The 22,429-nt window shown below is 48.3% G+C and carries 26 protein-coding genes and 1 other RNA gene; 18 read left to right on the top strand and 9 right to left on the bottom strand.

Going from position 1 to position 22,429, the window contains the following annotated elements:
* The 6 genes from AC5SLM_RS10040 to AC5SLM_RS10015 all read left to right on the top strand — a co-directional run bounded on the left by AC5SLM_RS10040 (position 1) and on the right by AC5SLM_RS10015 (position 4,664).
* The gene (locus AC5SLM_RS10040) at positions 1-1,089 is read left to right on the top strand and encodes an amino acid ABC transporter permease (protein WP_495250816.1); all 1,089 of its coding nucleotides are present in this window, start codon (positions 1-3) and stop codon (positions 1,087-1,089) included.
* Positions 1,090-1,097: 8 nt separating this feature from the next.
* Positions 1,098-1,841: an amino acid ABC transporter ATP-binding protein gene (locus AC5SLM_RS10035; protein WP_495250815.1), complete on the top strand. Its 744-nt coding sequence runs from the start codon at positions 1,098-1,100 to the stop codon at positions 1,839-1,841.
* A 119-nt stretch (positions 1,842-1,960) separates the two neighbouring features.
* Positions 1,961-2,344 (top strand): flagella length regulator FlaG, encoded by a 384-nt coding sequence (gene flaG, locus AC5SLM_RS10030; protein WP_495250814.1) that lies wholly within the window; start codon positions 1,961-1,963, stop codon positions 2,342-2,344.
* A gap of 3 nt (positions 2,345-2,347) precedes the next feature.
* Complete coding sequence (gene fliD / locus AC5SLM_RS10025) at positions 2,348-4,048, top strand: flagellar filament capping protein FliD (RefSeq protein WP_495250813.1); 1,701 nt, start codon at positions 2,348-2,350, stop codon at positions 4,046-4,048.
* A 12-nt stretch (positions 4,049-4,060) separates the two neighbouring features.
* A complete protein-coding gene (fliS, locus tag AC5SLM_RS10020; protein ID WP_495250812.1) occupies positions 4,061-4,435 on the top strand; it encodes a flagellar export chaperone FliS in 375 nt (124 codons plus the stop codon).
* Positions 4,428-4,664, top strand: a complete 237-nt coding sequence (locus tag AC5SLM_RS10015) for a hypothetical protein (RefSeq protein ID WP_495250811.1) — start codon at positions 4,428-4,430, stop codon at positions 4,662-4,664. The genes fliS and AC5SLM_RS10015 overlap by 8 nt, the downstream gene beginning before the upstream one ends.
* On the opposite strand, the gene AC5SLM_RS10010 is transcribed toward AC5SLM_RS10015, so the two are convergent.
* Entirely contained in the window at positions 4,657-6,291 is a 1,635-nt protein-coding gene (locus AC5SLM_RS10010; RefSeq protein WP_495250810.1) for a sodium:solute symporter family protein, read from the bottom strand. The two genes, AC5SLM_RS10015 and AC5SLM_RS10010, sit on opposite strands and share 8 nt — an antisense overlap.
* Complete coding sequence (locus AC5SLM_RS10005) at positions 6,292-6,462, bottom strand: symporter small accessory protein (protein WP_495250809.1); 171 nt, start codon at positions 6,460-6,462, stop codon at positions 6,292-6,294. It abuts the gene before it with no gap.
* A gap of 411 nt (positions 6,463-6,873) precedes the next feature.
* Here AC5SLM_RS10005 and AC5SLM_RS10000 point away from each other — a divergent pair, with 411 nt between their 5' ends.
* Genes AC5SLM_RS10000 through AC5SLM_RS09975 form a run of 6 tightly spaced genes read left to right on the top strand, consistent with a single transcriptional unit; the run spans position 6,874 to position 12,690 of the window.
* Positions 6,874-8,685 (top strand): thiamine pyrophosphate-dependent enzyme, encoded by a 1,812-nt coding sequence (locus tag AC5SLM_RS10000; RefSeq protein WP_495250808.1) that lies wholly within the window; start codon positions 6,874-6,876, stop codon positions 8,683-8,685.
* 1 nt (position 8,686) lies between these two features.
* Positions 8,687-9,223 (top strand): 2-oxoacid:acceptor oxidoreductase family protein, encoded by a 537-nt coding sequence (locus AC5SLM_RS09995; protein ID WP_495250807.1) that lies wholly within the window; start codon positions 8,687-8,689, stop codon positions 9,221-9,223.
* On the top strand, positions 9,220-10,518 hold the full coding sequence (locus AC5SLM_RS09990) for a phenylacetate--CoA ligase family protein (protein ID WP_495250806.1): 1,299 nt from the start codon (positions 9,220-9,222) through the stop codon (positions 10,516-10,518). The genes AC5SLM_RS09995 and AC5SLM_RS09990 overlap by 4 nt, the downstream gene beginning before the upstream one ends.
* Complete coding sequence (locus AC5SLM_RS09985) at positions 10,518-10,952, top strand: ACT domain-containing protein (RefSeq protein ID WP_495250805.1); 435 nt, start codon at positions 10,518-10,520, stop codon at positions 10,950-10,952. The genes AC5SLM_RS09990 and AC5SLM_RS09985 overlap by 1 nt, the downstream gene beginning before the upstream one ends.
* A 9-nt stretch (positions 10,953-10,961) precedes the next feature.
* A complete protein-coding gene (locus tag AC5SLM_RS09980; protein ID WP_495250804.1) occupies positions 10,962-12,257 on the top strand; it encodes a phenylacetate--CoA ligase family protein in 1,296 nt (431 codons plus the stop codon).
* A 1-nt stretch (position 12,258) separates the two neighbouring features.
* On the top strand, positions 12,259-12,690 hold the full coding sequence (locus AC5SLM_RS09975; protein ID WP_495250803.1) for an ACT domain-containing protein: 432 nt from the start codon (positions 12,259-12,261) through the stop codon (positions 12,688-12,690).
* A 70-nt stretch (positions 12,691-12,760) separates the two neighbouring features.
* Here AC5SLM_RS09975 and brnA read toward each other — a convergent pair whose 3' ends face one another.
* A complete protein-coding gene (gene brnA / locus AC5SLM_RS09970; RefSeq protein ID WP_495250802.1) occupies positions 12,761-13,006 on the bottom strand; it encodes a type II toxin-antitoxin system BrnA family antitoxin in 246 nt (81 codons plus the stop codon).
* Entirely contained in the window at positions 12,987-13,259 is a 273-nt protein-coding gene (locus tag AC5SLM_RS09965) for a BrnT family toxin (protein ID WP_495250801.1), read from the bottom strand. The genes brnA and AC5SLM_RS09965 overlap by 20 nt, the downstream gene beginning before the upstream one ends.
* Before the next feature lie 145 nt (positions 13,260-13,404).
* Here AC5SLM_RS09965 and phnD point away from each other — a divergent pair, with 145 nt between their 5' ends.
* Genes phnD through AC5SLM_RS09940 form a run of 5 tightly spaced genes read left to right on the top strand, consistent with a single transcriptional unit; the run spans position 13,405 to position 17,628 of the window.
* On the top strand, positions 13,405-14,346 hold the full coding sequence (gene phnD / locus AC5SLM_RS09960) for a phosphate/phosphite/phosphonate ABC transporter substrate-binding protein (RefSeq protein WP_495250800.1): 942 nt from the start codon (positions 13,405-13,407) through the stop codon (positions 14,344-14,346).
* Positions 14,347-14,355: 9 nt separating this feature from the next.
* Positions 14,356-15,144, top strand: a complete 789-nt coding sequence (gene phnC / locus AC5SLM_RS09955; protein WP_495250799.1) for a phosphonate ABC transporter ATP-binding protein — start codon at positions 14,356-14,358, stop codon at positions 15,142-15,144.
* The gene (gene phnE, locus AC5SLM_RS09950) at positions 15,144-15,941 is read left to right on the top strand and encodes a phosphonate ABC transporter, permease protein PhnE (protein ID WP_495250798.1); all 798 of its coding nucleotides are present in this window, start codon (positions 15,144-15,146) and stop codon (positions 15,939-15,941) included. Before phnC ends, phnE (AC5SLM_RS09950) begins: the two co-directional genes overlap by 1 nt.
* A complete protein-coding gene (gene phnE / locus AC5SLM_RS09945) occupies positions 15,929-16,738 on the top strand; it encodes a phosphonate ABC transporter, permease protein PhnE (protein ID WP_495250797.1) in 810 nt (269 codons plus the stop codon). Before phnE (AC5SLM_RS09950) ends, phnE (AC5SLM_RS09945) begins: the two co-directional genes overlap by 13 nt.
* Complete coding sequence (locus tag AC5SLM_RS09940) at positions 16,738-17,628, top strand: HAD-IIA family hydrolase (RefSeq protein WP_495250865.1); 891 nt, start codon at positions 16,738-16,740, stop codon at positions 17,626-17,628. Before phnE (AC5SLM_RS09945) ends, AC5SLM_RS09940 begins: the two co-directional genes overlap by 1 nt.
* On the opposite strand, the gene AC5SLM_RS09935 is transcribed toward AC5SLM_RS09940, so the two are convergent.
* The 5 genes from AC5SLM_RS09935 to AC5SLM_RS09915 form a co-directional block, all read right to left on the bottom strand.
* Complete coding sequence (locus tag AC5SLM_RS09935) at positions 17,560-18,381, bottom strand: TIGR03915 family putative DNA repair protein (RefSeq protein WP_495250796.1); 822 nt, start codon at positions 18,379-18,381, stop codon at positions 17,560-17,562. The two genes, AC5SLM_RS09940 and AC5SLM_RS09935, sit on opposite strands and share 69 nt — an antisense overlap.
* On the bottom strand, positions 18,378-19,607 hold the full coding sequence (locus AC5SLM_RS09930; protein WP_495250795.1) for a putative DNA modification/repair radical SAM protein: 1,230 nt from the start codon (positions 19,605-19,607) through the stop codon (positions 18,378-18,380). The genes AC5SLM_RS09935 and AC5SLM_RS09930 overlap by 4 nt, the downstream gene beginning before the upstream one ends.
* Positions 19,608-19,663: 56 nt before the next feature.
* Positions 19,664-20,000, bottom strand: an RNA gene (rnpB, locus tag AC5SLM_RS09925) — RNase P RNA component class A.
* Between the two features lie 60 nt (positions 20,001-20,060).
* Positions 20,061-20,639 carry a LysE family translocator gene (locus tag AC5SLM_RS09920; protein WP_495250794.1) on the bottom strand — a complete coding sequence of 193 codons (579 nt, stop codon included), beginning with the start codon at positions 20,637-20,639 and terminating at the stop codon, positions 20,061-20,063.
* A 90-nt stretch (positions 20,640-20,729) separates the two neighbouring features.
* A complete protein-coding gene (locus tag AC5SLM_RS09915; RefSeq protein WP_495250793.1) occupies positions 20,730-21,323 on the bottom strand; it encodes a DUF134 domain-containing protein in 594 nt (197 codons plus the stop codon).
* A gap of 124 nt (positions 21,324-21,447) precedes the next feature.
* Here AC5SLM_RS09915 and AC5SLM_RS09910 point away from each other — a divergent pair, with 124 nt between their 5' ends.
* Positions 21,448-22,416, top strand: coding sequence for an SLAC1 anion channel family protein (locus AC5SLM_RS09910; RefSeq protein ID WP_495250792.1), 969 nt, complete (start codon positions 21,448-21,450; stop codon positions 22,414-22,416).
* Positions 22,417-22,429 lie beyond the last annotated feature (13 nt).

Raw genomic sequence — 22,429 nt, 5'->3', positions numbered from 1 at the left:
ATGGCTGTATATGACATCAAACCAATCAAGCCCGCTCCTGTTTATTCTAAAGGCGCGTGGCGCTGGGCGCATGAGAATCTTTTCTCTTCCCCTCTAAACATTATTTTAACCCTTTTGGGCGTAGGACTTTTATACATCATCATCCCACCTTTTCTTCAGTGGGCATACTTTGATGCGACTTTTGTTGGAAGTACACGTGAAGACTGTGCGGCAAATGGCGGTGCTTGTTGGGTGTTCATTAACTACAAACTCGACATGTTTATGTATGGGTTCTACCCCGAAGGTGAACGGTGGCGGCTTAATCTTGGGCTTGGACTTTTCATTCTTTTGCTTTTTGCCTTGCGCTACCTTAAAGGCACTTTGATAAAATTTGCCCTTTTTAACCTCTTTTTAGCCACGGCTGCTGTCTTGACCATCGGCGGAACATTGGGGCTTGAAATGGTCCCCACAGACAGATGGGGCGGACTTATGCTCACTGTTGTTGTCGCGGCCACTGGTATCATCGTTGCTTTTCCTATTGGGGTCTTTTTAGCCCTAGGACGCGCTTCGGATTTGCCTATTATTCGTAGTATTTGTGTGACGTACATTGAGTTTATTCGCGGGGTTCCTCTGATTACGATTTTGTTCATGTCTTCCATTATCCTTCCTTTGTTTTTTCCCGAAGGCATCACCTTTGATAAGCTCCTTCGCGCACTCATTGGGATTGCCATGTTTGAAGCAGCTTACATTGCTGAAAATATTCGCGGCGGCCTTCAAGCTATCCCTAAAGGGCAATACGAAGCAGCAGATGCTATTGGACTTTCTTATTGGCAAAAAATGGGCTTAGTTATCTTGCCCCAAGCCCTTAAAGTTGCTATCCCTAACTTAGTCGGCGTTTCTATTGCCCTCTTTCAAGACACCACATTGGTACTGATTATCGGGCTTTTCGACTTATTGGGAATGGTACGTCTGAGCGCTGCGGATTCTTATTGGTTAGGGTTTGAAACAGAAGGGTATGTGTTTGTAACGTTTATCTTCTGGTTCTTTTGTTATTCCATGTCTCGGTTTAGCCAGCGACTTGAAAAACGCTTTAATACAAATTTACGATAGGACAAATTATGGAAGAAAATAATATTATTGAAATTAACAATCTCAACAAATGGTACGGGGACTTTCACGTCCTAAAAGAGATTAATCTGAGTGTTAAAAAAGGTGAAATCATTGTCGTATGTGGGCCATCTGGCTCGGGAAAATCAACGCTTATCCGCTGTATTAATCGCCTCGAAGAGTTTCAAGAAGGAACCATTGTGGTGGACAATATTGAGCTCACCAACGATGTTAAAAAAATCAAAGCGATTCGCGAAGAAGTTGCCATGGTTTTCCAACACTTCAACCTCTTTCCGCACCTTTCTATTCTTGATAACCTCACCCTTTCTCCCATGTGGGTTAAAAAGATGTCACGCAAGGACGCAGAAGCACTGGCGATGAAGTACCTCACACGTGTCAACATTGCCGAGCAAGCCCACAAATACCCCAACCAACTCTCAGGCGGTCAACAACAACGGGTTGCTATTGCGCGCAGTTTGTGCAAAAACCCAAAAATCATGCTTTTTGATGAACCCACCTCCGCCCTTGACCCTGAAATGGTTGCAGAAGTGCTTGATGTTATGATTGAACTTGCTAGAGAAGGGCGCACTATGGTGTGTGTCACCCACGAAATGGGCTTTGCCAAAAAAGTAGCGGATCGTATCATCTTTATGGATGCAGGGCAGGTTGTTGAAGAAAACACCCCTGATAAATTCTTTAAAAACCCAGAATCTGACCGCCTTAAACTTTTCCTCGAACAAATTCTTTCCCATTAATTCACACGATACCCCTAATCATCAGGGGTATCACCTCCTTATATGTAAACTTTTTTTTTGTTCCGTCGATATGTCTTACAATAAATAGCTGGTAAAGCACCCAAGCAAAGGAGTTGCAGATGGAAATTTTTAGCGCTGTCAGTAAGCAGATGGATGCTGCCACCACAGTAAAACCTGCTTCGAACACCACTGTCGAAACAAGGCAGGTGGAACAAGCGGATGTTTCCCGCAAAATAGCCACAGACGCACAAACACAAAATGCGCAAGAGAGAAAAGAAATCGAACAGCAGTTAAACGAAACCGTACGTAGTCTAAACACACACATGGAATCACTTAACACCAATATTGCTTTTGGTTTTAATGACAAAATCGAAACGTTGTATGTGAGCGTTATGGAAAAAAGTAGTGGAAAAACCATTCGTAAAATCCCAACCGAGGAAGCTATGAAGCTTTCGGAGCATTTTAGAGAAATTATCGGACTTATTTTTGATAAAAAAGGATAGACCATGGCAACTGGCGCATTAAGTTCACTTGGTATTGGTAGCAGTGTATTAACCTATGAGATTATCGAACAACTCCGTGCAGTTGACGAAAGCGCAAAAGTAACACCTATTGACACCAAGCTAGAACAAAACCTTACACAACAAAAAGACTTAACGGCTATCACAGGCTACCTCAATTCACTCAAAAGTGCCGCCTCTGCTTTGTCAAGCGACTTGCTCTTTCAAGGTAGAAATGTCAGCACTTCAGGAACTTCCGCTAGCTTAACGGCGGAGGCGGGCGTGTTGACCCAAGAAATCACCGTCAACGTTACCCAACTTGCTGCAAAAGATATTTTTCAAACCGTGGGCAAGGCAAGCCAAACATCAACGTTTGCAAGCGGTAACGACACCCTTGGCATTTCTATTGATGGGAAAACCTATTCTATTGACGTTAAAGCAAGCATGACGCTTACTGAACTTGCCGATGCCATCAACAATGGCACCGATGGAAAAGTCGAGGCACGCATCATGAACGTGGGCGGTGAAAATCCCTACAGACTCATCATCCAATCGGCCAACACGGGTGAGAGTCAAAAAATTGAGTTTTCTGGCAATACTGTGCTAGACGATCTTGGACTCAACCATAATGACCTTGTTGGAGAAGATGATGCCCAAACAAGCCGACTCTCTAGCGCGAGCAATGCAAAATTTACCTACAATGGCATTTTTGTACAACGTGAAACCAATACTATCGATGATATTACCGTTGGGTTAACACTAAAACTAACAGAAACCGGAAGAACAACCTTTAACGTTACCCAAGACACCGATGCGTTGATTGAAGAGATGAACAATTTTGTAACTGCTTACAACGATTTGGTCAACAACCTTGCTGTCGCTACGGATTATGATAGTGAAACGGGAGAGTCGGGTTCTTTACAGGGAAATTCCCAAATCAATGCTATCAAAACTGTTCTTAACCGTTTACTAACAAGCATGGACTCTGAGGGGCGTTCTTTAGACCAATACGGCCTCGCCCTCAACGAAGGCGGGCTTCTTGAACTAACAGAATCCACGCTCAAAGAAAAGCTTACTAACAATGCCTTGGATGTCGAATCTTTTTTCAAGGGCATGAGTACGCCAAATACCACACTTTACACCCCTAAAAATACCGTAAGTGCGGGCGCACTTGACTTAAAATATGGCGATTTAACCATCAATGGCACCGCAATTATTTTTACCACACCTGAAGGTTCAAGTGCGGAGGACAATGCGTTGGCGTTGCGTGATGCTATCAACAAAGCCCTTGTTGCTGAGGGTATTACGGCCTCTTTGGATTCTTCTGGAACCAAAGTAACCCTAAGCCAAAAAGAGGGATGGGATATTTCCGTCAAAGGGAGCTCAACAGGGCTTAATGCCGTAGGCTACACAGCGCGCACTGTCACTGGTAGTTTTGAGAGCAATGAGGGCATTTTTAGCCAACTCAACCAATCCATCGAAAACATGGTCTCTAGCAACGGTGGTTCCATTACTCTCCTAAGCGAGCAGTTTACAAACGCGCAAACGCGCCTTACCAAAGAAAGAACGCGTGCTATTGAACAGCTAGACAGCAAGTACGCGACCATGGTGGCACAGTTTGCTGCTTATGATGTCATGATTGCTAATCTTAATAACCAATTTTCCACACTTCAATCTATGATTGATGCACAACTTAACAGCAATTAACAAGGGGTTTAAATGAAAAGTAATCTAGCCTACGCGGCTTATTCGCGCAACAATGTTGCCATTGAGTCATCCGAAAAGCTCATTGAAATGCTTTATGAAGGGATTTTGCGATTCGCGGCACAGGCAAGAAAAGCTATCGAAAATGAAGATATCGAGAAAAAAACCTACTGGATTAACCGGTGTTCAGCTATTTTTGCAGAATTGTTAAATTCTCTTAATTATTCAGGAGGGGACGTGGCGCATTATTTGAGTGGCTTGTATGTTCGCCAACTTCAACTCTTAGCACTTGCCAATATCGAAAGTAAAACAGCCCATTTGGACGAGGTGATTAACGTAACCAAAAGCCTCTTAGAAGCTTGGAAAGAGAGCACGCGCATCTATGAATAACTGGCTCAAAGCCTTCAAGCTTGCTATCATCACCGAAGATTTACTCCAGTGTGAAACGCTAGTCGCTACCTTTCACACCACCACCTTTACATGTAAAGAAGAGCTCGAAGAAGCAGCAGCACTCACAAAAGAGGCTATCGCGCTTTTAGAAACGCGAAAGGGGAAGCTTGACAATGAACTTGTCAAGCTTAAGCGTACAAAAAAATACCTCGCAAGCCACGCTAGCTAAAACTTCGCTTTAGTGCTGCCTCATCGGCTTTTGTCATGAGCGATACCACCACGGCAACCACGGCGGAGATGGGCAGTGCCACCACAAGGGCATCCACAAAAATAATCTTTCCACTCAGCAACGAATCCACCCCAAACAATGCCTTAGCAATCCCAAGGTGTTTGGCTTCGTTAAAATGCACAAACACCAACCAAAAACTCGACACCACAAGACCAAAGAGCATGGAAGCAATAGCCCCCTCTTTTGTCATGCGCTTCCAAAACAGTCCGCCAATATACGTGGGTAAAAAGATACTTGCACACAAGGCAAAGAAGATGGCCGTACTTCGCGCAATGATAGCGGGCTGGTCTTCAAAGAGGTACGAAAGCACCACCGCAAAGACAATCATCACCACCACGCCCGTACGGGTAATAAGCATGGAACTTTTGCCTTCTTTTTTAAACAACTGCTCATACACATCCCGACCCACTGCCGTTCCCATGGTGTGAAACTGGGAAGACAGCGTACTCATGGCTGCTGAAATGAGTGCGAACAAGAAGATAAAGGCAAACCATTTGGGCATAGCAGTGTTGATAAAATAAGGAATGACTTGATTCACCCCACCCGCGCTTTGCAAGGCATTTTTACCTTCGTTAAATTCATAAAACCACGCATTGCTAAGGGCTCCGATGATGAAGATAATCCCCGTCATGGCAAAGATAAACACCCCACCAATAAGCACCGCGCGGTTAAGTTCTTGCTTGCTACGTACCGTCATAAAGCGCACCACAAGCTGGGGTTGCGCCAACACGCCAATGCCCACGCCTAGAGTGATGGAGGTAATCACAAAAAGCCAGCCTTGGGAGAGAAAATCGGGCATACTCGCCCACCCCTTAAACCCCCACAACATGGAAAGTTTCATCATAAAATCCGCACTGCCAGGCTTTAGCTCTTTCATGCTTACGTCTGCCAAAGGAGCTACCGTTGCCTCCCATACGACGCCAAGCTTTTCGTATGCTTCGCTCAAGCCGCCCAAAGAATCTAGCGTAAAAATAGCTAAAAGCACCATGGCCACAAACATAATCACCCCTTGGAGCGCGTCAGTAAACATGACACCCTTAAGCCCTCCTGCGATGACATAACCTGTGATAATGATGGAAAATACAAGTAAGGAAAGGTGGTAATCGGCTTGAAAATAGGCTGCGATAAAATGCGTCCCACCGATGAGCACCGCCGAGGCATACAAGGGCATAAAGAGCAAAATCAGCACACCCCCAAAGACTTGGATAAACTTCGAGTCAAAGCGTTTTCCCAGCAACTCAGGAAAGGTGTGCGCACCCAAGCGAATGCCCATCTTGCGCGTAGGATTGCCCAAAAAGACAAAGGCAATGAAAATCCCCACGAAGATGTTAAAAAAGGTCAACCAAAGGAGCGAACTCCCCAGCCACGCCGCTACACCGCCAAAGCCTACGATGGCCGCGGTGGAGATAAACGTCGCCCCGTAACTTAACGCCATCACAAAAGGATGGGTGTCGCGCCCTGCTAGGAGATAATCGGTCGTATTTTTCGTTTTTTTAAAGCCTAAAAAGCCCAAATACCCCACGATGGCCAAATAGGCGATGATGACCACATTTTCAATCATACCCATTTACAAATCCCCCTCAATGGCATCTTCTTCGCTTGCCCAGCTTTGCAATGCCACATCCACCGCCGTGTCATCGTCCTTATTCCATCGCCACGCCCCATAGCCAACACACAACAGTGTACTAAACACCGTCAGCCAAAACGCCGCGCCCACGCCAAAGTCAAAAACGCCCATGCGCACCCTTTTTGTCAAATTTTGGTCTATTCTGGCCGATTTTTCTTGAAGTAATCTTTAACCCCTCTTTTTTCCCTTCTTTTTTTAAACTAAACGGGTAAAAAAATCCCATTTTAAGGAATTTCATCTTTTTGGAGGCTTTCTTAAAAGAAATGTAAATTTGTAACTTATTATTACATGTAAAGAAAAATCCTTAAAAAATAAGCACTTTGTAAAGTTAGTTTGACTAACCTTGAAAACACGATTTTACAGCACTGCCTTATCAAGATCTATGAGCGGATTTTTGAGGCCATAAAACGCTCAGGACGAGCGTTGGCCGAAAACCCTCGGAGGTTTGCCAAGGATGGCAAACCGAGAATGAGCGAACAGGTCTTGATAAGGCAGTGCCAATTTACCACGAGGCAATCATCTATGAAACAGATATTAATGGGCAACGACGCTATCGCGCTTGGACTCATCCATGCGGGCGTTGATATGGTTTCAGGCTATCCGGGCACCCCTTCAAGCGAGATTTTGGCCAACTTCCAAAAGTATAAACAGCACTTTAAGCTTGATGCGTACGCCCAGTGGGCAACCAACGAAAAAGTGGGGTTTGAGGTGGCCTACGCAGGGGCGATTGCAGGTAAACGCACCTGTGCCACCATGAAACAAGTGGGGCTTAATGTCGCTAGCGACGCGCTCATGAGTGCCTCGTACATTGGTCTTAAAGGTGCCATGCTTCTTATTAGTGCCGATGATCCGGGCTTTTACTCCTCCCAAACCGAGCAAGATAGCCGCAGTTTTGCCAAATTTGCGCGCATTCCCGTCCTTGACCCTGCCACACCCCAAGAGGCTTATGATATGGTCAAACTTGGCACAAAGATTTCACACCTGTTTGAAACCGTGGTGATGCTCCGCCCCGTGATGCGCGTGTGCCATGCTAGAGAGATTTGTGAAGTAGATGAAGGGCAAAGTGTCGCGCCCTTAGAGGGAAATTTTGAGCGTAATATTCCCCGTTGGGCGGCTGTGCCTCCTGCGGGACGCTTTCGCCAAGGCCTTGAACAACTTGAACGCCTTGAACACATCAAAGCATGGAACTGGAAAGAGCTTATCGCTCCCAAAGTGGCTGCCCTTAAGGGTGAAAAATTCCTCTTTCTTACCAGTGGCACAGGAGATGGCTATGTGCGTGAAACCCTAGCGGAGCAACATATCAAAGCCGACGTTTTGAAGCTTGACATGCCCTACCCCCTCCCTAAAACTGAGCTTGAAAGCCTTTTTAACGCGTACACCAAAGTGGTGGTTTTTGAAGAGAGTTACCCCTGTATCGAGGAGCAACTCAGCTCCCCAAAACTCTACGGCAAACTCACCAAACACGTCCATGAAATCGATGAATTCTCCAAAGCCAAAGTGATGCAAGCTTTAGCAAAGGTGGGCATTGTCAAAAAAACAAACCCCTACCAAAGCCCAAAGTTTACCGGTGAACTCCCCCGTCGTGCGCCCAACATGTGCCCAGGGTGCCCGCACCGCGACGTGCATTATGCCATCACCGATGTCTTTAAAAAAGAACACGCTATCTACCCCTCCGACATTGGCTGTTACACCCTCGGTCTTAACCAAGGTGCCATTGACTCTATTTTGTGCATGGGGGGCAGTGTTTCCATGGCGAGCGGATTTGCACTGGCCGACCCTAAAAAAACCGTAGTAGCGACCATTGGAGACAGCACCTTTACCCACTCGGGCGTCGCGCCACTCATTAACGCCGTGTACCAAAACCACCGGTTTGTGCTTGTCATTTTAGACAACTCCACCACCGCCATGACAGGACGCCAAACCACGCCAGAGCGCAGCAATCCTGCCCACGTGGACATCAAGCGCATCGTGGAAGGGTGTGGTGTAGCGTGCCATGAGTATGTTTACGAAGCAGAACTTTCCAAGACCATCAACTTTGTCCGCTCACTTAAAGATGCGTATGAAAAAGCCACAGGCCCAGTGGTGGCGGTTGTGCGTGAATTTTGTGTGCTAGATAAAGAGAAGGTTGAGGGGCAACTTGGCCGTGCTTTTGTAGAAGTTGACCCCGACCTTTGCGTAGAATGTGACTGGTGTATCACGGCCTTTAAATGCCCGCCCATGCACTATGATGAAAACGGGAAAATGGCCATTGACCCTTTCTTGTGTGCGGGTTGTTCGTCGTGCTTGGATGCCATTTGCCCTGTGGATGCATTTGTTGAAAAAGAGGAGGTGTAAGGTGAAATATCAGATTGTGATTGCGGGTGTGGGCGGACAAGGCGCGGTGTTTTTGGTTAAGGTGCTCAGCATCGCCGCTTCACTAGTGGGTCAAAAATGCCTTGGCACGGAAAACCACGGCATGAGCCAACGGGGTGGTTCCGTGTCATGCTACGTCAAGCTTGGGGATTTTTACGCTCCGGCTATTGATGAAGGCCAAGCAGATTTGCTCATCGCTCTTGAAGGTACCGAAGCCTTGCGCAACCTCCACTACCTCAAACCCAAATCAGGCACGGTTGCCGTCAATGCCACCGCAGATTTTCCTGCCGTAGCATACGAAGTGTATCACACCGATGCCTTTTCAAAAGCCCGAAACAAAGCCTTTCCTATTGATGCACTCAATGTGTACATGCTAGGATTCACCCTCGCCAAAGACCCTAATTTTCCCTTTACATGTAAGGAAATCGAACAGGCTATCACGAAGATGAATGCCAAGTTAGCAGAAAAAAACATCGCTGTCTTGCACCAAGCCATTAACGACGCCAAGGAGAGCGCATGATTTGGTCCAAAGAAGAAACCTTGCCTCGCGAAGCCTTGCACGCGTTACAGTTTGAACGTCTCCAAGAAACCCTCATGCGGGTCTATCACAATGTCCCTTTTTACCGCGAAGCCTTTGAAGACACGGGCGTAGTACCTAAAGACATCCGCTCTATGGCGGACATCTCCAAGTTGCCTTTTACTAAAAAACAAGACCTTAGAGACAACTATCCCTTTGGGATGTTTGCGGTCAAACAAGACGCGGTGGTGCGCATCCACAGCTCTAGCGGCACCACAGGCAAACCCACTGTCGTAGGCTACACGCGCTCAGACATGAACGTGTGGAATGAAGTGATGGCGCGGGTCTTTACCATGTGTGGCGTCAACTCCGAAGACACGGTACACAACGCCTACGGGTACGGCCTTTTTACAGGCGGTCTTGGCGTGCACAACGGCGCAGAAACCGTGGGGGCCACTGTCGTGCCAAGTTCTGGGGGCTTTACGTCGCGCCAACTCTTACTCATGAAAGATTTTGGTGCCACCGTACTCACTTCCACCCCTTCTTTTGCCCTGCATATGGCCGAAGCTGCCAAAGAAGAAGGGTATGATTTGCACAAGGATTTTCAACTCAAATGCGGCATCTTTGGAGCCGAACCCACCAGTGAAGGCTTAAAAAAAGAGGTGGCGCAGGTGTGGGGCATCGACTACCACGAAATCTACGGCCTTTCTGAAATCATCGGCCCAGGCGTCTCTAATAGCTGCAAAGAGTCTCCTTTGTTGCACATTTTTGAAGACCATTTTTACCCTGAAATCATCGACCCAAAAACAGGCGAAGTGTTACCGTACGGCGAAAAAGGGGAACTTGTCATCACCTCCCTCACCAAACAAGCCTTGCCTATCATCCGCTACCGCACGGGCGACATCACGGCCCTTGACCCGACCCCTTGCCGCTGCGGACGCACCCATGTGCGCATGCACAGCGTGATGGGGCGCGTGGATGACATGCTCATCGTCAATGGCGTCAACGTCTTCCCTTCGCAAGTCGAACACGTGCTCTCTTGCATCGATGAAATCAGCCTAAACTATCAAATCATTGCCGATAAAAAAGGGTACCTTGATGTGCTTGAAGTGATGGTTGAAGTCACCGAAGCCATGCCCATGGACAGCCTAGGAGCCCTAGAAAAACTCCAAAAGCACATCCAACACGCCCTACTCTCCAACCTCTACATCAACGCCAAAGTCAAGCTTGTGGAACCGCGTAGCATTGAGCGTAGCATGGGCAAAGCCGTGCGCGTCATCGACAAAAGGAGCCTGTAATGTCTTATGCCATCAAACAACTCTCCGTTTTTTTAGAAAACAAACCAGGCGAACTTGGGTTTTTAACCAAAACACTCAGCCAAGGCGGTGTCTCCATCAAGTCCATTTTACTGGCAGATTCTTCAGACTTTGGGCTGGCTAGAACCATCGTAGACAACCCTGAAAAAGCCAAAGTTGTCCTAGAAAACCACGGCTTAAGCGTGCGTCTCACCGATGTGTTTGGCGTGCGGATTGATGATGTGGTGGGAAGTTTTGACCGTGTTGTTTCGCTGCTTAGTGCCAAAGAGATAAACATCTTGTATTGCTATAGTTTTTACGAGTCTAGCAGTGGGATTTTCATCTTTAGCGTTCCAAAAGAGCAATTTGACGAGGCCGTTTTAGCGCTCATCGCCCATGGTGTGGAAATCATCCAAGCCCAACACTTCTACATGTAAGGGGAAAGAATGACCCCCAGTAAAGACGAAACCCTTGAGCGTGCTTCCTTAGAAGCCCTACAACTCTCTCGCCTTAAAGAGACCCTTGAGCGCGTGTACACCCGCGTGCCTTTTTATAAAAATGCTTTTGACAACGCAGGCGTTCACCCAAACGACATCACCACACTTGGTGACCTTGAACGCTTGCCTTTTACCAAAAAACAAGACTTGCGGGACAACTACCCTTTTGGGCTCTTTGCCGTGCCGATGGACCAGATTGTGCGTATTCACAGCTCCAGTGGCACCACGGGCAAACCCACCGTTGTGGGCTACACCGAGCATGACATGGATGTGTGGGCCGAAGTGGTCGGGCGCATCTTTACCATGGGCGGACTAACCTGTTGTGACATCTTACAAAACTCCACAGGCTACGGCCTTTTCACGGGTGGACTTGGGTTTCACACCGCCGCAGAACGCATGAAAATCGCCGTGGTGCCTAGCTCTACGGGTTTCACGTCGCGCCAGTTGCTTTTGCTCAAAGACTTCGGCGCCACCGCCATCACCGGCACACCCTCTTTTGCCTTACACATGGCCGAACTTGCCAAAGCGGAAGGGTATGATTTGCACAAAGATTTTCGCCTAAAAGTGGGCTTTTTTGGCGCGGAACCTGCAAGCGTTGGGCTCAAAGAAGAGATTGCCACCACGTGGGGCATCGATTACCACGAAGTGTACGGCCTTTCTGAAATCATCGGCCCAGGGGTGGCGGGAAGCTGTAAACATAGCGCTTTATTGCACCTTCATGAAGACCATTTTTACCCTGAAATCATCGACCCCCTTACATGTAAGCCCGTGCCTGAGGGCGAACGCGGTGAGCTTGTCATCACCACCCTTACCAAACACGGCTTGCCCATCATCCGCTACCGCACGGGTGACATCACGAGCCTCACCCGCGAACCTTGTGCGTGTGGCAGAACCTTGGCGCGGATTGAGAGCATCGCGGGGCGTAGTGATGACATGCTTGTCATCAACGGGGTCAATGTCTTCCCTTCTCAAATCGAACACGTGCTCTCTTGTGTGCAAGGGGTGACCCTCAACTACCAAATCATCGCCAAGAAAAAAGGGCACCTTGATAAACTCGAAGTGGATGTAGAGCTTGACGAAGGGCTCATGCGAGACGACGTGGCCGCACTCGAACGGCTCAAAAAAGAGTGTGAACGCACCTTGCTCAACCACCTCTACATCAACGTTGCCATCCGCCTCGTCGCGCCCAAGTCCATCGTGCGTAGCGAAGGTAAAGCCGTGCGCGTCATCGACCAAAGGAGCTAAGATGGAGTCGTACAAACTCGAACAACTCACTGTTTTTGTAGAAAACCGCTCAGGAGAGCTTTTGGCTATCACCTCACTTTTGGAGGATGAGGGCATCTCACTCACCTCCATCACACTGGCTGATAGCACTGAGTTTGGCCTCTTGCGCTTGCTCACTCCTGAAGTGGCGCGTGCCAAAGAAGTCTTGCTAGAGCAGGGTTTCATGGCCCAATCTTCCTACGTTTTGGGGGTAAAAATCAACAACCACATTGGCAGCTTCAACCGCATTGTGCGCATCCTCGCTTCTGTTAACGTGGACATCCGCTACACTTACACGATCAACGAAAAAGAGTTTGGGATTTTTATCTTTAAAATTGATGAGGATGTGTTTCAAGCAGCAATGGTGGCGCTGTTGAGCGAAGATGTGGAATTGTTGAAGCCTGAGGATTTGTGAGAGAGGGTTTACATGTAAGGGTTCTTTACATGTAAACCCCATTTGGGAAAGCGTAGTGTGTTGCCGATGATTATTGTGTGCGCACCTTGGAATTTAAACTTTGTAACTTTTCAGCTAACCACATTTTGATAACCGCTTGACGACTTACCCCGATGTGCCTTGCTTCCTTGTCCAAGGAGGTTACCATCCAGGCAGGAAAATCAATATTTACCCTTTTTGATTCCTCGTTTATCATTTTAATGTTTGAGGTATCAAAATACTCCAAAATATCCTCTTGTCCCTCGTCAAAAATTTTATCAAGCTCTGATGCTTTCATACAGTTTTACCTCCTTTTCTCTCGATCTTCTCACTGAGATAATTCTAACCTTATCTTCCCGATAGGTAAAAATCGCCGTAAAATGCTTAGATTGAATACGGCCTAGCGCCAAATATCTTTCTTCGCCTTCACTGTGTGTAGAGGGAATCTCAAAAGAATAAGGATCTTCCCACAACGCTTGTGCTTCGATAAAGTCAATACCATGTTTTGACTTATTGATGGTACTTTTTTGCTTATCAAATTCGAATTTCATGCCAAAATTATACCATATTTGTATCTAATGAATTTCTAGAACGCAGATGCATGCGAAGCGCTTTTATGCCCTCCTTACATGTAACCGCCTCGTAATCCCTTAGCGCTACACTTTCTCCATTATTTTATCCTCGGGAGAACGAACAATGAAACGACTTGCAACCCTTTTTGTGGCGCTTTTGCTTGGCCTTAGTGCCGCGCATGCGGAGTTTAAGCTAGACCCACGCTACAGCGACAATGACGGTGACTTGATTGCCGACATCCCTACTGACCCCAAAAGTTGGCTAGACCCTAGCACGCTTGTGTTTGCCTATACACCTGTTGAAGACCCTGCGGTGTACGCAGATGTGTGGTCTGAATTTTTAACCCACATGGAAAAAGTTACGGGCAAAAAAGTGCAGTTTTTTCCCGTCCAATCCAACGCCGCGCAAATCGAAGCGATGCGCTCAGGCCGTTTACATGTAGCGGGTTTTAACACGGGTTCTAACCCTATCGCCGTGGCGTGTGCTGGCTTTCGTCCTTTTACGATGATGGCAGCCAAAGACGGTTCTTTTGGTTACGAGATGGAAATCATCACCTTCCCAGGTTCAGGCATCACCAAACCTGAAGACATTAAAGGTAAAAAACTTGCCTTCACTTCACAAACCTCAAACTCCGGTTTCAAAGCCCCTTCTGCTCTCTTGGAAGCGGAATATGGACTCAAAGCCGAGCGCGACTATGAGCCTGTTTTTTCTGGTAAGCACGACAACTCCGTCCTAGGTGTTGCCAATAAAGACTACCCCGCTGCCGCCATTGCTAACTCTGTCATGAAGCGCATGATGGACCGTGGCGTTGTTAAACCTGAGCAAATTCAGACCATCTACAAATCAGGCACGTTCCCCACTACAGGCTATGGCGTAGCGTACAACCTCAAGCCTGAGCTTCAAGAAAAAATCAAAGAAGCCTTTTTTAGCTTCAAATGGGAAGGCACCAAGCTTCAAAACGAGTTCAAGGCTGAAGGACAATTCTTACCCATTACCTTCAAGGGCCATTGGGCAGTTATTCGTCAAATCGATGCGGCTATGGGCGTCTCCTATACGTGCAAATAAGGCGCTCTCTTGCTACGCATTGAAGGACTCACCAAGCAGTACAAACACTCGCCCCTCGTACTTAAAGGGGTGAGTTTTGAGGTTCCAAAAGGGCAAATCGTCGGACTCATCGGCCCAAGCGGTGCGGGTAAATCCACGCTCATTCGCTGCATCAACCGCCTCATCGACCCCACAAGCGGAGAGATTTGGCTAGATAACACCCTTCTAAGCGCCCTCTCCAGCGGCAAAATGCGCGAACAACGCCGACACATCGGGATGATTTTTCAAGAATACGCTCTTGTAGAACGCCTTAGCGTCATGGAAAACGTCCTCTCCGGAAGACTGGGCTACCTGCCCTTTTGGCGTACGTTTTTGCGCCGTTTTCCCGCAAAAGACATCCAAATGGCCTTTGGTTTGCTTGAACGCGTCGGACTCATGGACCACGCCAACAAACGCGCCGATGAACTCTCAGGCGGCCAACGCCAACGGGTCGGCATCGCAAGAGCGCTCATGCAACAGCCTGACCTTTTGCTCGTGGATGAACCCACGGCAAGCCTTGACCCCAAAACCTCACGCCAAATCATGCGCCTCATCCAAGAAATCTGCTTTGAGCGTGGCTTGCCTGCCATTATCAACATCCACGACGTGCCCCTTGCCATGCAATTTACCCACCGTATCATCGGCTTGCACGGAGGAAGCGTAGTGTTTGATGGTAGCCCAGAACGCCTAGACGAAGAAGCCCTCACCGCCATCTATGGGGATGAAAACTGGGACACCCTCACTGCCCAAGAAACTGAAGTTTCACAAGAGGTGGCCTAGTGCGCTACCCGACCACGTGGAAACGGCCCCATTACATCATCCCCAGTGCCTCATGGCGCATCGCCCTTTACGTAGCCGCGTTAGCATACCTGATTGTAGGCATCGGAAGCGTTGAAGTCAATTGGCTGCGGGCGTACGAAGGACTAGAGCGGGGTGCGCGCTTTGTGCAAGGATTCTTGCAGCCTGATTTTACCTCCCGTTTTGGAGACATCAAGATTGGCATCATCGAAAGCCTCACCATGACGGTCACGTCTACTGTTGCAGGTATTTTGCTTTCCATCCCCTTTGGGATGGGCGCGGCACGCAATATTTCCCCCAAACCTATCTACTATTTTTGCCGCAGTTTCATCGCTTTTTCCCGCTCCATGCAAGAAATCATCGTGGCCATCTTTCTTGTGGCGCTCTTTGGTTTTGGAGCGTTTGCGGGGTTTTTAACCCTCACCTATGCGACCATCGGCTTTTTAGGAAAACTCTTGGCCGAGGAAATCGAGGAAATCGACCCGCGCCAGCTCGAAGCCATCAGTGCCACAGGCGGGTCATGGTTTCAGCGGTTTCATTACGCCATTTGGCCCCAAGTCATGCCACGCCTTGTGGGACTTTCGTTTTATCGGTTTGACATCAACTTTCGCGAATCTGCCGTCATTGGCATCGTGGGTGCTGGGGGTATTGGAGCGACCCTTAACACTGCCATCGACCGCTACGAATACGACTCCGCGGGCGCAGTGCTCATCGTCATCATTCTCATCGTCATGGCCTGCGAATACGCTTCAGGATGGATACGCAAATGGGTCAGTTAGAAGAAGAAAAGCTCTGGCAACGCCGCATGAGCAAAAAAGCGTGGATTATCTGGGGCGGTTGGTTTGCTGTGGTCGCGCTGAGTGTGTTTTGCTGGAACCTCATGACCGAAAATACCCTCTGGGTTTTTGTTTATGACGCGCCCGAACAAGCCGCGGACTTGCTCTCGCGCATGTTTCCACCACGCTGGGGCTACATCCACTCCCTTTATGGCGCGCTGTGGGACACGCTCAACATCGCGACCCTTGGGACATTGCTTGGCATCATCATCGCCTTTCCTGTAGCCTTTTTTGCCGCGCGCAACACTACCCCTTCGGTGCGTTTTGTGCGGCCTATTGCGCTGTTTATCATCGTAGCGTCGCGCTCCATTAACTCGCTCATTTGGGCGTTGTTGCTTGTGGCTATTTTAGGGCCGGGAATACTAGCGGGCATCTTAGCCATCGCGTTGCGTTCCATTGGTTTTGTCTCGAAGCTTTTGTACGAAGGGATTGAAGAGATTAATCCCGTGAGCGTAGAAGCGGTATCGGCCACAGGCGCGTCGCGCATGCAGGTGATTGATTATGCTATCATTCCGCAGGTTTTGCCTTCTTTTTTGGGGATTTCGCTCTTTCGTTGGGACATCAACATCCGCGAATCCACCATCTTAGGCTTGGTGGGTGCTGGGGGGATTGGCTTACAATTGCAACACTCCATGAATACCCTTGCGTGGCCACAAGTGAGCCTCATTGTGGTCGTGATTTTAGGCACGGTTATCGTCTCTGAGGCGATTTCTGCAAAGGTTAGAAAGATGATTATTTGATGGATTCACGCGCTGTTTTTTCACTGTACGAGGGGGTGCGTGGGCATCTCCCTGAGGCTTGTGCTTTAAAAACTCCCTTACATGTAAAGGATATTGACACCCTTTTAGACCAAGCGGGGTGCTTTTTTTTAGATGCATTTGGCGTGCTCAATGTGGGCACAAAGGCTATTCCAGGGGCGCAACAGTTACTCAAACGCCTTCGAGAGCGCGGGCTTCCTTTTTTGATGCTCACCAACTCCGCCACCCTCCCCAAGTCTTACCTGTGCGACAAGCTTGAAGCCATGGGTTTGGCTTTTGAACCCCACGACATCGTCTCAAGCCGCGAAGTCCTGTGGTCGCTTTTGCCCTTTTCCTCCACCCATTGGGGCATCATCGGCGAACGCCACGAGATGGAAGTGCCCTTGCGCGTCAGTTTTCAAGAAGACGAAGGGTTTTGGGAGAGCGAGGGGTTTTTGTTTTTAAGCACCGGATGTTGGGATGAAACCTTGCACGCCAAGTGGTGTGAGGCGTTGCGCCAAAGACCGCGCACCGTTTGGGTCGCCAACCCCGACCTCACCGCACCCACAGAAGATGGTGCTTTTCCCAAACAACCGGGCTTTTACACCCTTCTTGAGCCCGCTTCCTTGTTTAGCGATTTACACGCTGTGGGCAAACCTTTTAACAACGTTTTTGCCTACGCGTTGCACCTTGCCAAAAAACGCTGGGGCATCAACGCGTCTGAGGTGATGATGGTAGGCGACACCCTCCACACCGATGTTTTGGGCGCTAATGCTATGGGAATGAAAAGCGCACTCATCGAAGGGTACGGGTTTTTTAAAGGCCTAGAGACCTTGCCCTTTATGCACCAAAGCGGCATCTTTCCCGACGTGCGTCTTAGCACTTACATGTAAAGCCACGCTGGCGCATTGTGCATCAACGTGGTGTTTGGTTTCAAACTCACTCATATACGTGCGGTATTTTAGCGGTACAAAGGCCCGTTGGAGTTTGGGATTGGTGCGGTTTTGGATGGAAACGTGGTTAAAGAAGGTTTGCCATAACCCTTTACATGTAAGCTCGTTTTCACTCACCTTTGGCGCCTCCACGTGGGCAACTGCGTATACCTCTTTGTGTTCGCTCACAAAAGCAAGTCCGCGTTTTACGTCGTGCAAAATGAATTTTTGTGCCCCAAGGCGCTCCACAAAGTGCCACCCCAAAGGGGCGATGAGATTATAATCTGTTTGGATTTTGGCATACATCACCCCCTCCTCCACCTCCTCAAAACGCACAAACCCTTTCATGCAGTGCAATGCACGGCTGTACGCTTTGGCCCATTTTTGCACCTTGTACACGGGCTCAAGGGTGGGGTCATCAAGGTGTTTTGGATTTTTAAAGCCCAGTTTAATGGTCTCTAAAAGAGGAAGTTCAAAGGCAAGTGTATCGCACAGCAAGACCTGCTGAATTTCCCTTACATGTAAAGGCGAAAAAGTGCGTTTTATCCCCTCCATCACGCGCCTTGCGCGCGCTTGGTCGCTTCTAACTTCATGCACTTCTAAAAGGCTCTGGGGATGGGCCCTAAGGATGTGCGTGGGGGAAAGTTTGTGGGCATACACCTCAAACACAAGGCTCAAAAACCCCTCCGCCGTACCCTCATACACCACGGTCACACTTCGCCTCCCATCACGCCTTGGTACCAGTCAAATAAACTAGGTTGTAAGCGTTTTTTTGGCCCCAAAAGAGCGCGCCGAAGGTGGTCTTCGCGCAAAGGCACCTCCTTTTGGTACGCCCCTTTACATGTAATGAAATAATTGGCCCGTTTAAGAGAAATACCAAGACGCGAAAGCGTGGCGTGATCAAGAGCTCTAAACCTTCTAGCGTGCAAGATTTTCAAAGCGCCCCGCACCCCAATGCCCGGAATGCGCACCAAAACCTCTTTAGGCGCGGTGTTGATTTCCACCGGAAAATGTTCCAAATGGCGCAAGGCCCAAAAGGTTTTAGGGTCAAGTTCGGTATCTAGTTTTGGGGTCGCTTCGTCTAGCAGTTCTTCGGCGCTAAACCCATAAAAGCGCAACAACCAGTCCGCTTGGTAGAGCCGATGCTCCCGCAACAATGGCGGCGCGGTAAGGGTGGAAGGGAGTAAAACATTGTCATTGATGGGAATGTACGCGCTGTAATAGACCCGTTTTAATAACGCTTTTTCGTACAACGCACTGCTTAAACGCAAGATGTCAAAATCACTCTCGGGCGTGGCGCCAATGATGAGTTGGGTGCTCATGGGAATGGGCACTGCACTTTTTTGTAAGCTGATGTCTCGCGCCGCGCGCAGGGGTTGCATCACTTTTTCTTTGGTTTTATTGGGGGCAAGAAGAGCAAGGGAGCGGTTGCTAGGCAGTTCGATATTAGAACTCACCCGACTGGCCAGTGCGACGACTTTTTCGATGAGTTCGGTGTCACATCCTGGGATGAGTTTGACGTGAATGTAGCCCCCAAAACCGTACTCAAAACGCAAAATCTCCAAGGTTTGGAGTAATAAGCCCATGGTGTGGTTTTCACTTTTAATGATGCCTGAACTTAAAAACAGCCCTTCGATGTAGTTGCGCTTGTAAAAGTCGATGGTAAGGTTTGCTAGTTCACGGGGTGTAAAGGCCGCGCGCGGGATGGCGTTGCTCGCGCGGTTGATGCAATACGCACACTCATAAATACACACGTTGGTCATCAACACTTTCAAGAGGGAAATACACCGCCCATCAGCACTAAAACTGTGGCAAATCCCGCTTGCATGGGACTTGCCAAGACTCGCGCCTTTTTGGTCGCTCCCGCTGGAACTGCAACTGACATCGTATTTGGCGCTGTCACTTAAAATCGCCATTTTTTCAAAAAGAGTTTTTGCCATGGCGAGAGTGTACCCAAGAACAAACGCAAGGGGAAATTTGATTTCAAAATGAAAGGTTCTATGGCAGGACGTAAGCCGGGTTCTGTCGTGGGTGACTATTTATCTACGCGTCATGTTGCCAAGACGCTCTAGCGAAGGGTTTTGTGAGTATGAAGCAAAAAACCATCCCTTCTTGCTGCAGGTTGGGTTTACAAAGCCATTTTAGTTACCTAAAACGCTGGTGGGCTCTTACCCCGCCGTTTCACCTTTTCCCTTACATGTAAGGGTAGTCTACTCTCTGTTGCACTGTCCCTCGGGTTACCCCGGCCATCCGTTAGATGGAACCTTACTTCATTGCAGCCCGGACTTTCCTCTTGGGGCGTGAGAACCCCAAGCAGCCACCTGCCCTACCATAGAAGCGGGATTATAGCACAGGTTGCTTTATGTCCCCAAAAATTTCAAAGGCGATGGGTACTAATGCAGCACCATGTAAACCGCAACACCGCAAAGCAAAAGGGCAAACAGGTATTTTTGCAGCACAAAGACAGTCTCGTTTGCAATAAATCTTCTCAAACTAGACCCAAACAAAGACCACAGTGTATTACCCACAAAGAAAAAAGACATGGCTAGTGTGCTAAGAACCAAAATCCCACCCAAGGTTTCACTCTGGTTTTTAAACTGCGTAAACATCAAAACAAGGGTCATGTAGACTTTGGGGTTGAGCAAACTTAGGACAACTCCATTGATAAAACCAAGGGGAATCTTTTTGTCTTTAAGTTGCATTTGTGAAATCTTATAGGCCAAGTACAAAAGATAGGCAACACCAATGGTTTTGATGACAAGAAAGCTTGAGGGGTAGAGGGAAAAAAGGTGCGCAAGGCCCAAGCCTGTAGCAAGAGACTGGAGCATAAACGCTACATTGAGGCCCAAAATCAACTTAAGGGATTGTTTAAATCCGTTAGTTGTTCCCACCGCCGCCAAGGTAATGTTTACAGGGCCTGGCGTCCAAGCAAGAGGGATGATAAACGCTAGAAAAAGGGTCAAAAACTCCATGATGCTCCTTAAAAAAGAGGGTGCGTTCCTCAAAACAACACAGGGCGCCTACACCCTTCTTGCAAAAGGAGGATTATAACATGGTCGAGGCTAAAGACACTTACAAATGTGCGTGGGAATCTCTTCAAGTGCGCCAAGTGGGGGGATTTTTTTCACAAAGATACCGCGCGCAAGGAGGATGTTTTTGAGCCCTTCGCCAACCCTTGCCCCCAAATAATAGCTCACCCCATGGGATTTGAGAAAGTCGGGCAAGCACGCGCTGGGTTTTTGCGAAGCGGCGGGGTTTGGCACAAAGGTGACCGCAACGACCTTTTGGTTGGCCAACTGTACCAGCGCCATCCATGGGGCAGTGTTGGGAAAAGTGGAAAAATCCGTCTGTGAAAGCACGGGCAAGGCGACGATAAATTTGTCCTTAGTATCTACAATCCGCATCCGATAGCCCCGCACCAATGCCGTGGCTATCTTGGTGCGCGCGCTTTTGATGATGCGCGAAAAGGTGGGGCGCGAAACGTTCATCAAGCTGGCCGCGTCTTCTTGGTACATGGACTCATAGTCCATGAGGTAAATGGCTTCCATCTCGTCGCTATTGAGCTCCATCTCCCCTTCCGCCACGACGTTTTCGGGGGCAAATAGCGTGTAAAGAGGCTTAAACGAACATGCGCGTTCTATCTTTTGTCTTCCCATGGTTTTCCTTTTTTTGCACCTACTTAGTAGGTATTCTTCTGCGGTATTGTAGCAGATTTTTTATTGACATATGTTCACAAAAAGAGTATGCTTCGCGAAATTTTATTGTGTGTAGGAGTAACGTATGGAAGCAGTGTGTGCGACCAACCAAGAACGGCTGAAGTTTTTCCCCATCATGATGTTTGCCATTGTCATGGGGATGAGCGGATTGACGATTATGTACCAAAAGGCGGGAGAATGGCTCCATTTTCCTCATCTTATTGGGAGTGTACTGATGGTAGTGACGACAGGATTGTTTTGCGTCATCGCCTTGCTGTACTTCACCAAATACCTGCGCTACCCCATGGCGGTCAAAAACGAATTTGCCCACCCCGTGCGCATCAATTTTTTTGCGGCAGTTTCCATCTCCATGCTCATGCTTGCTATTATCTATAAAGAGCATTATCCTTCTATTTCGGCGTTGTTTTGGTACCCTGGGACGGCCTTGCATTTTTACCTCACCATGCACACCATCGCCTTTTGGATTAACCACAACCAAGAACTAGACCACTCTAACCCTGCGTGGTTCATCCCCATCGTAGGCAACGTGCTTGTGCCCATCGCAGGGGTTGGCTTTGCGGGGCAAGGAGTGCTCATGTACTTCTTTAGTGTCGGTATCTTTTTTTGGGTGGTGGTTTTTGCCATTTTGCTCAACCGCATCATCTTTCACAATCAGCTAGCCACCAAGTTCATGCCGACCCTGTTTATCCTCATCGCGCCTCCTGCGGTCGGGTTTATCGCGTATGTGCGGATGCTTGAACACATCGATGTGTTTGCCCATGTTCTTTTTAACTTGGCGCTGTTTTTTACACTGCTCATTGGGTTTATGTACAAAAACTTTGTCAAAATCAAGTTTTTCATCTCGTGGTGGGCCTTTGTGTTTCCCCTTGCCGCCATGGCCATCGCCGCCATGCGCATGTACGCTTCCACGCACGATGCGGCTCTACTTTTCTTATCCTATGGGATGATTGGCGTCACTACGGTAGTCATTTGCATCGTCATTTACCAAACCCTCATTCACATGCAAAAACGTGAAATTTGCATCCAAGAATAATCTTACATGTAAA

The sequence above is a fragment of the Sulfurospirillum sp. HTRB-L1 genome (assembly GCF_059415125.1).
This window is presented reverse-complemented; position numbering and strand designations above follow the sequence as displayed.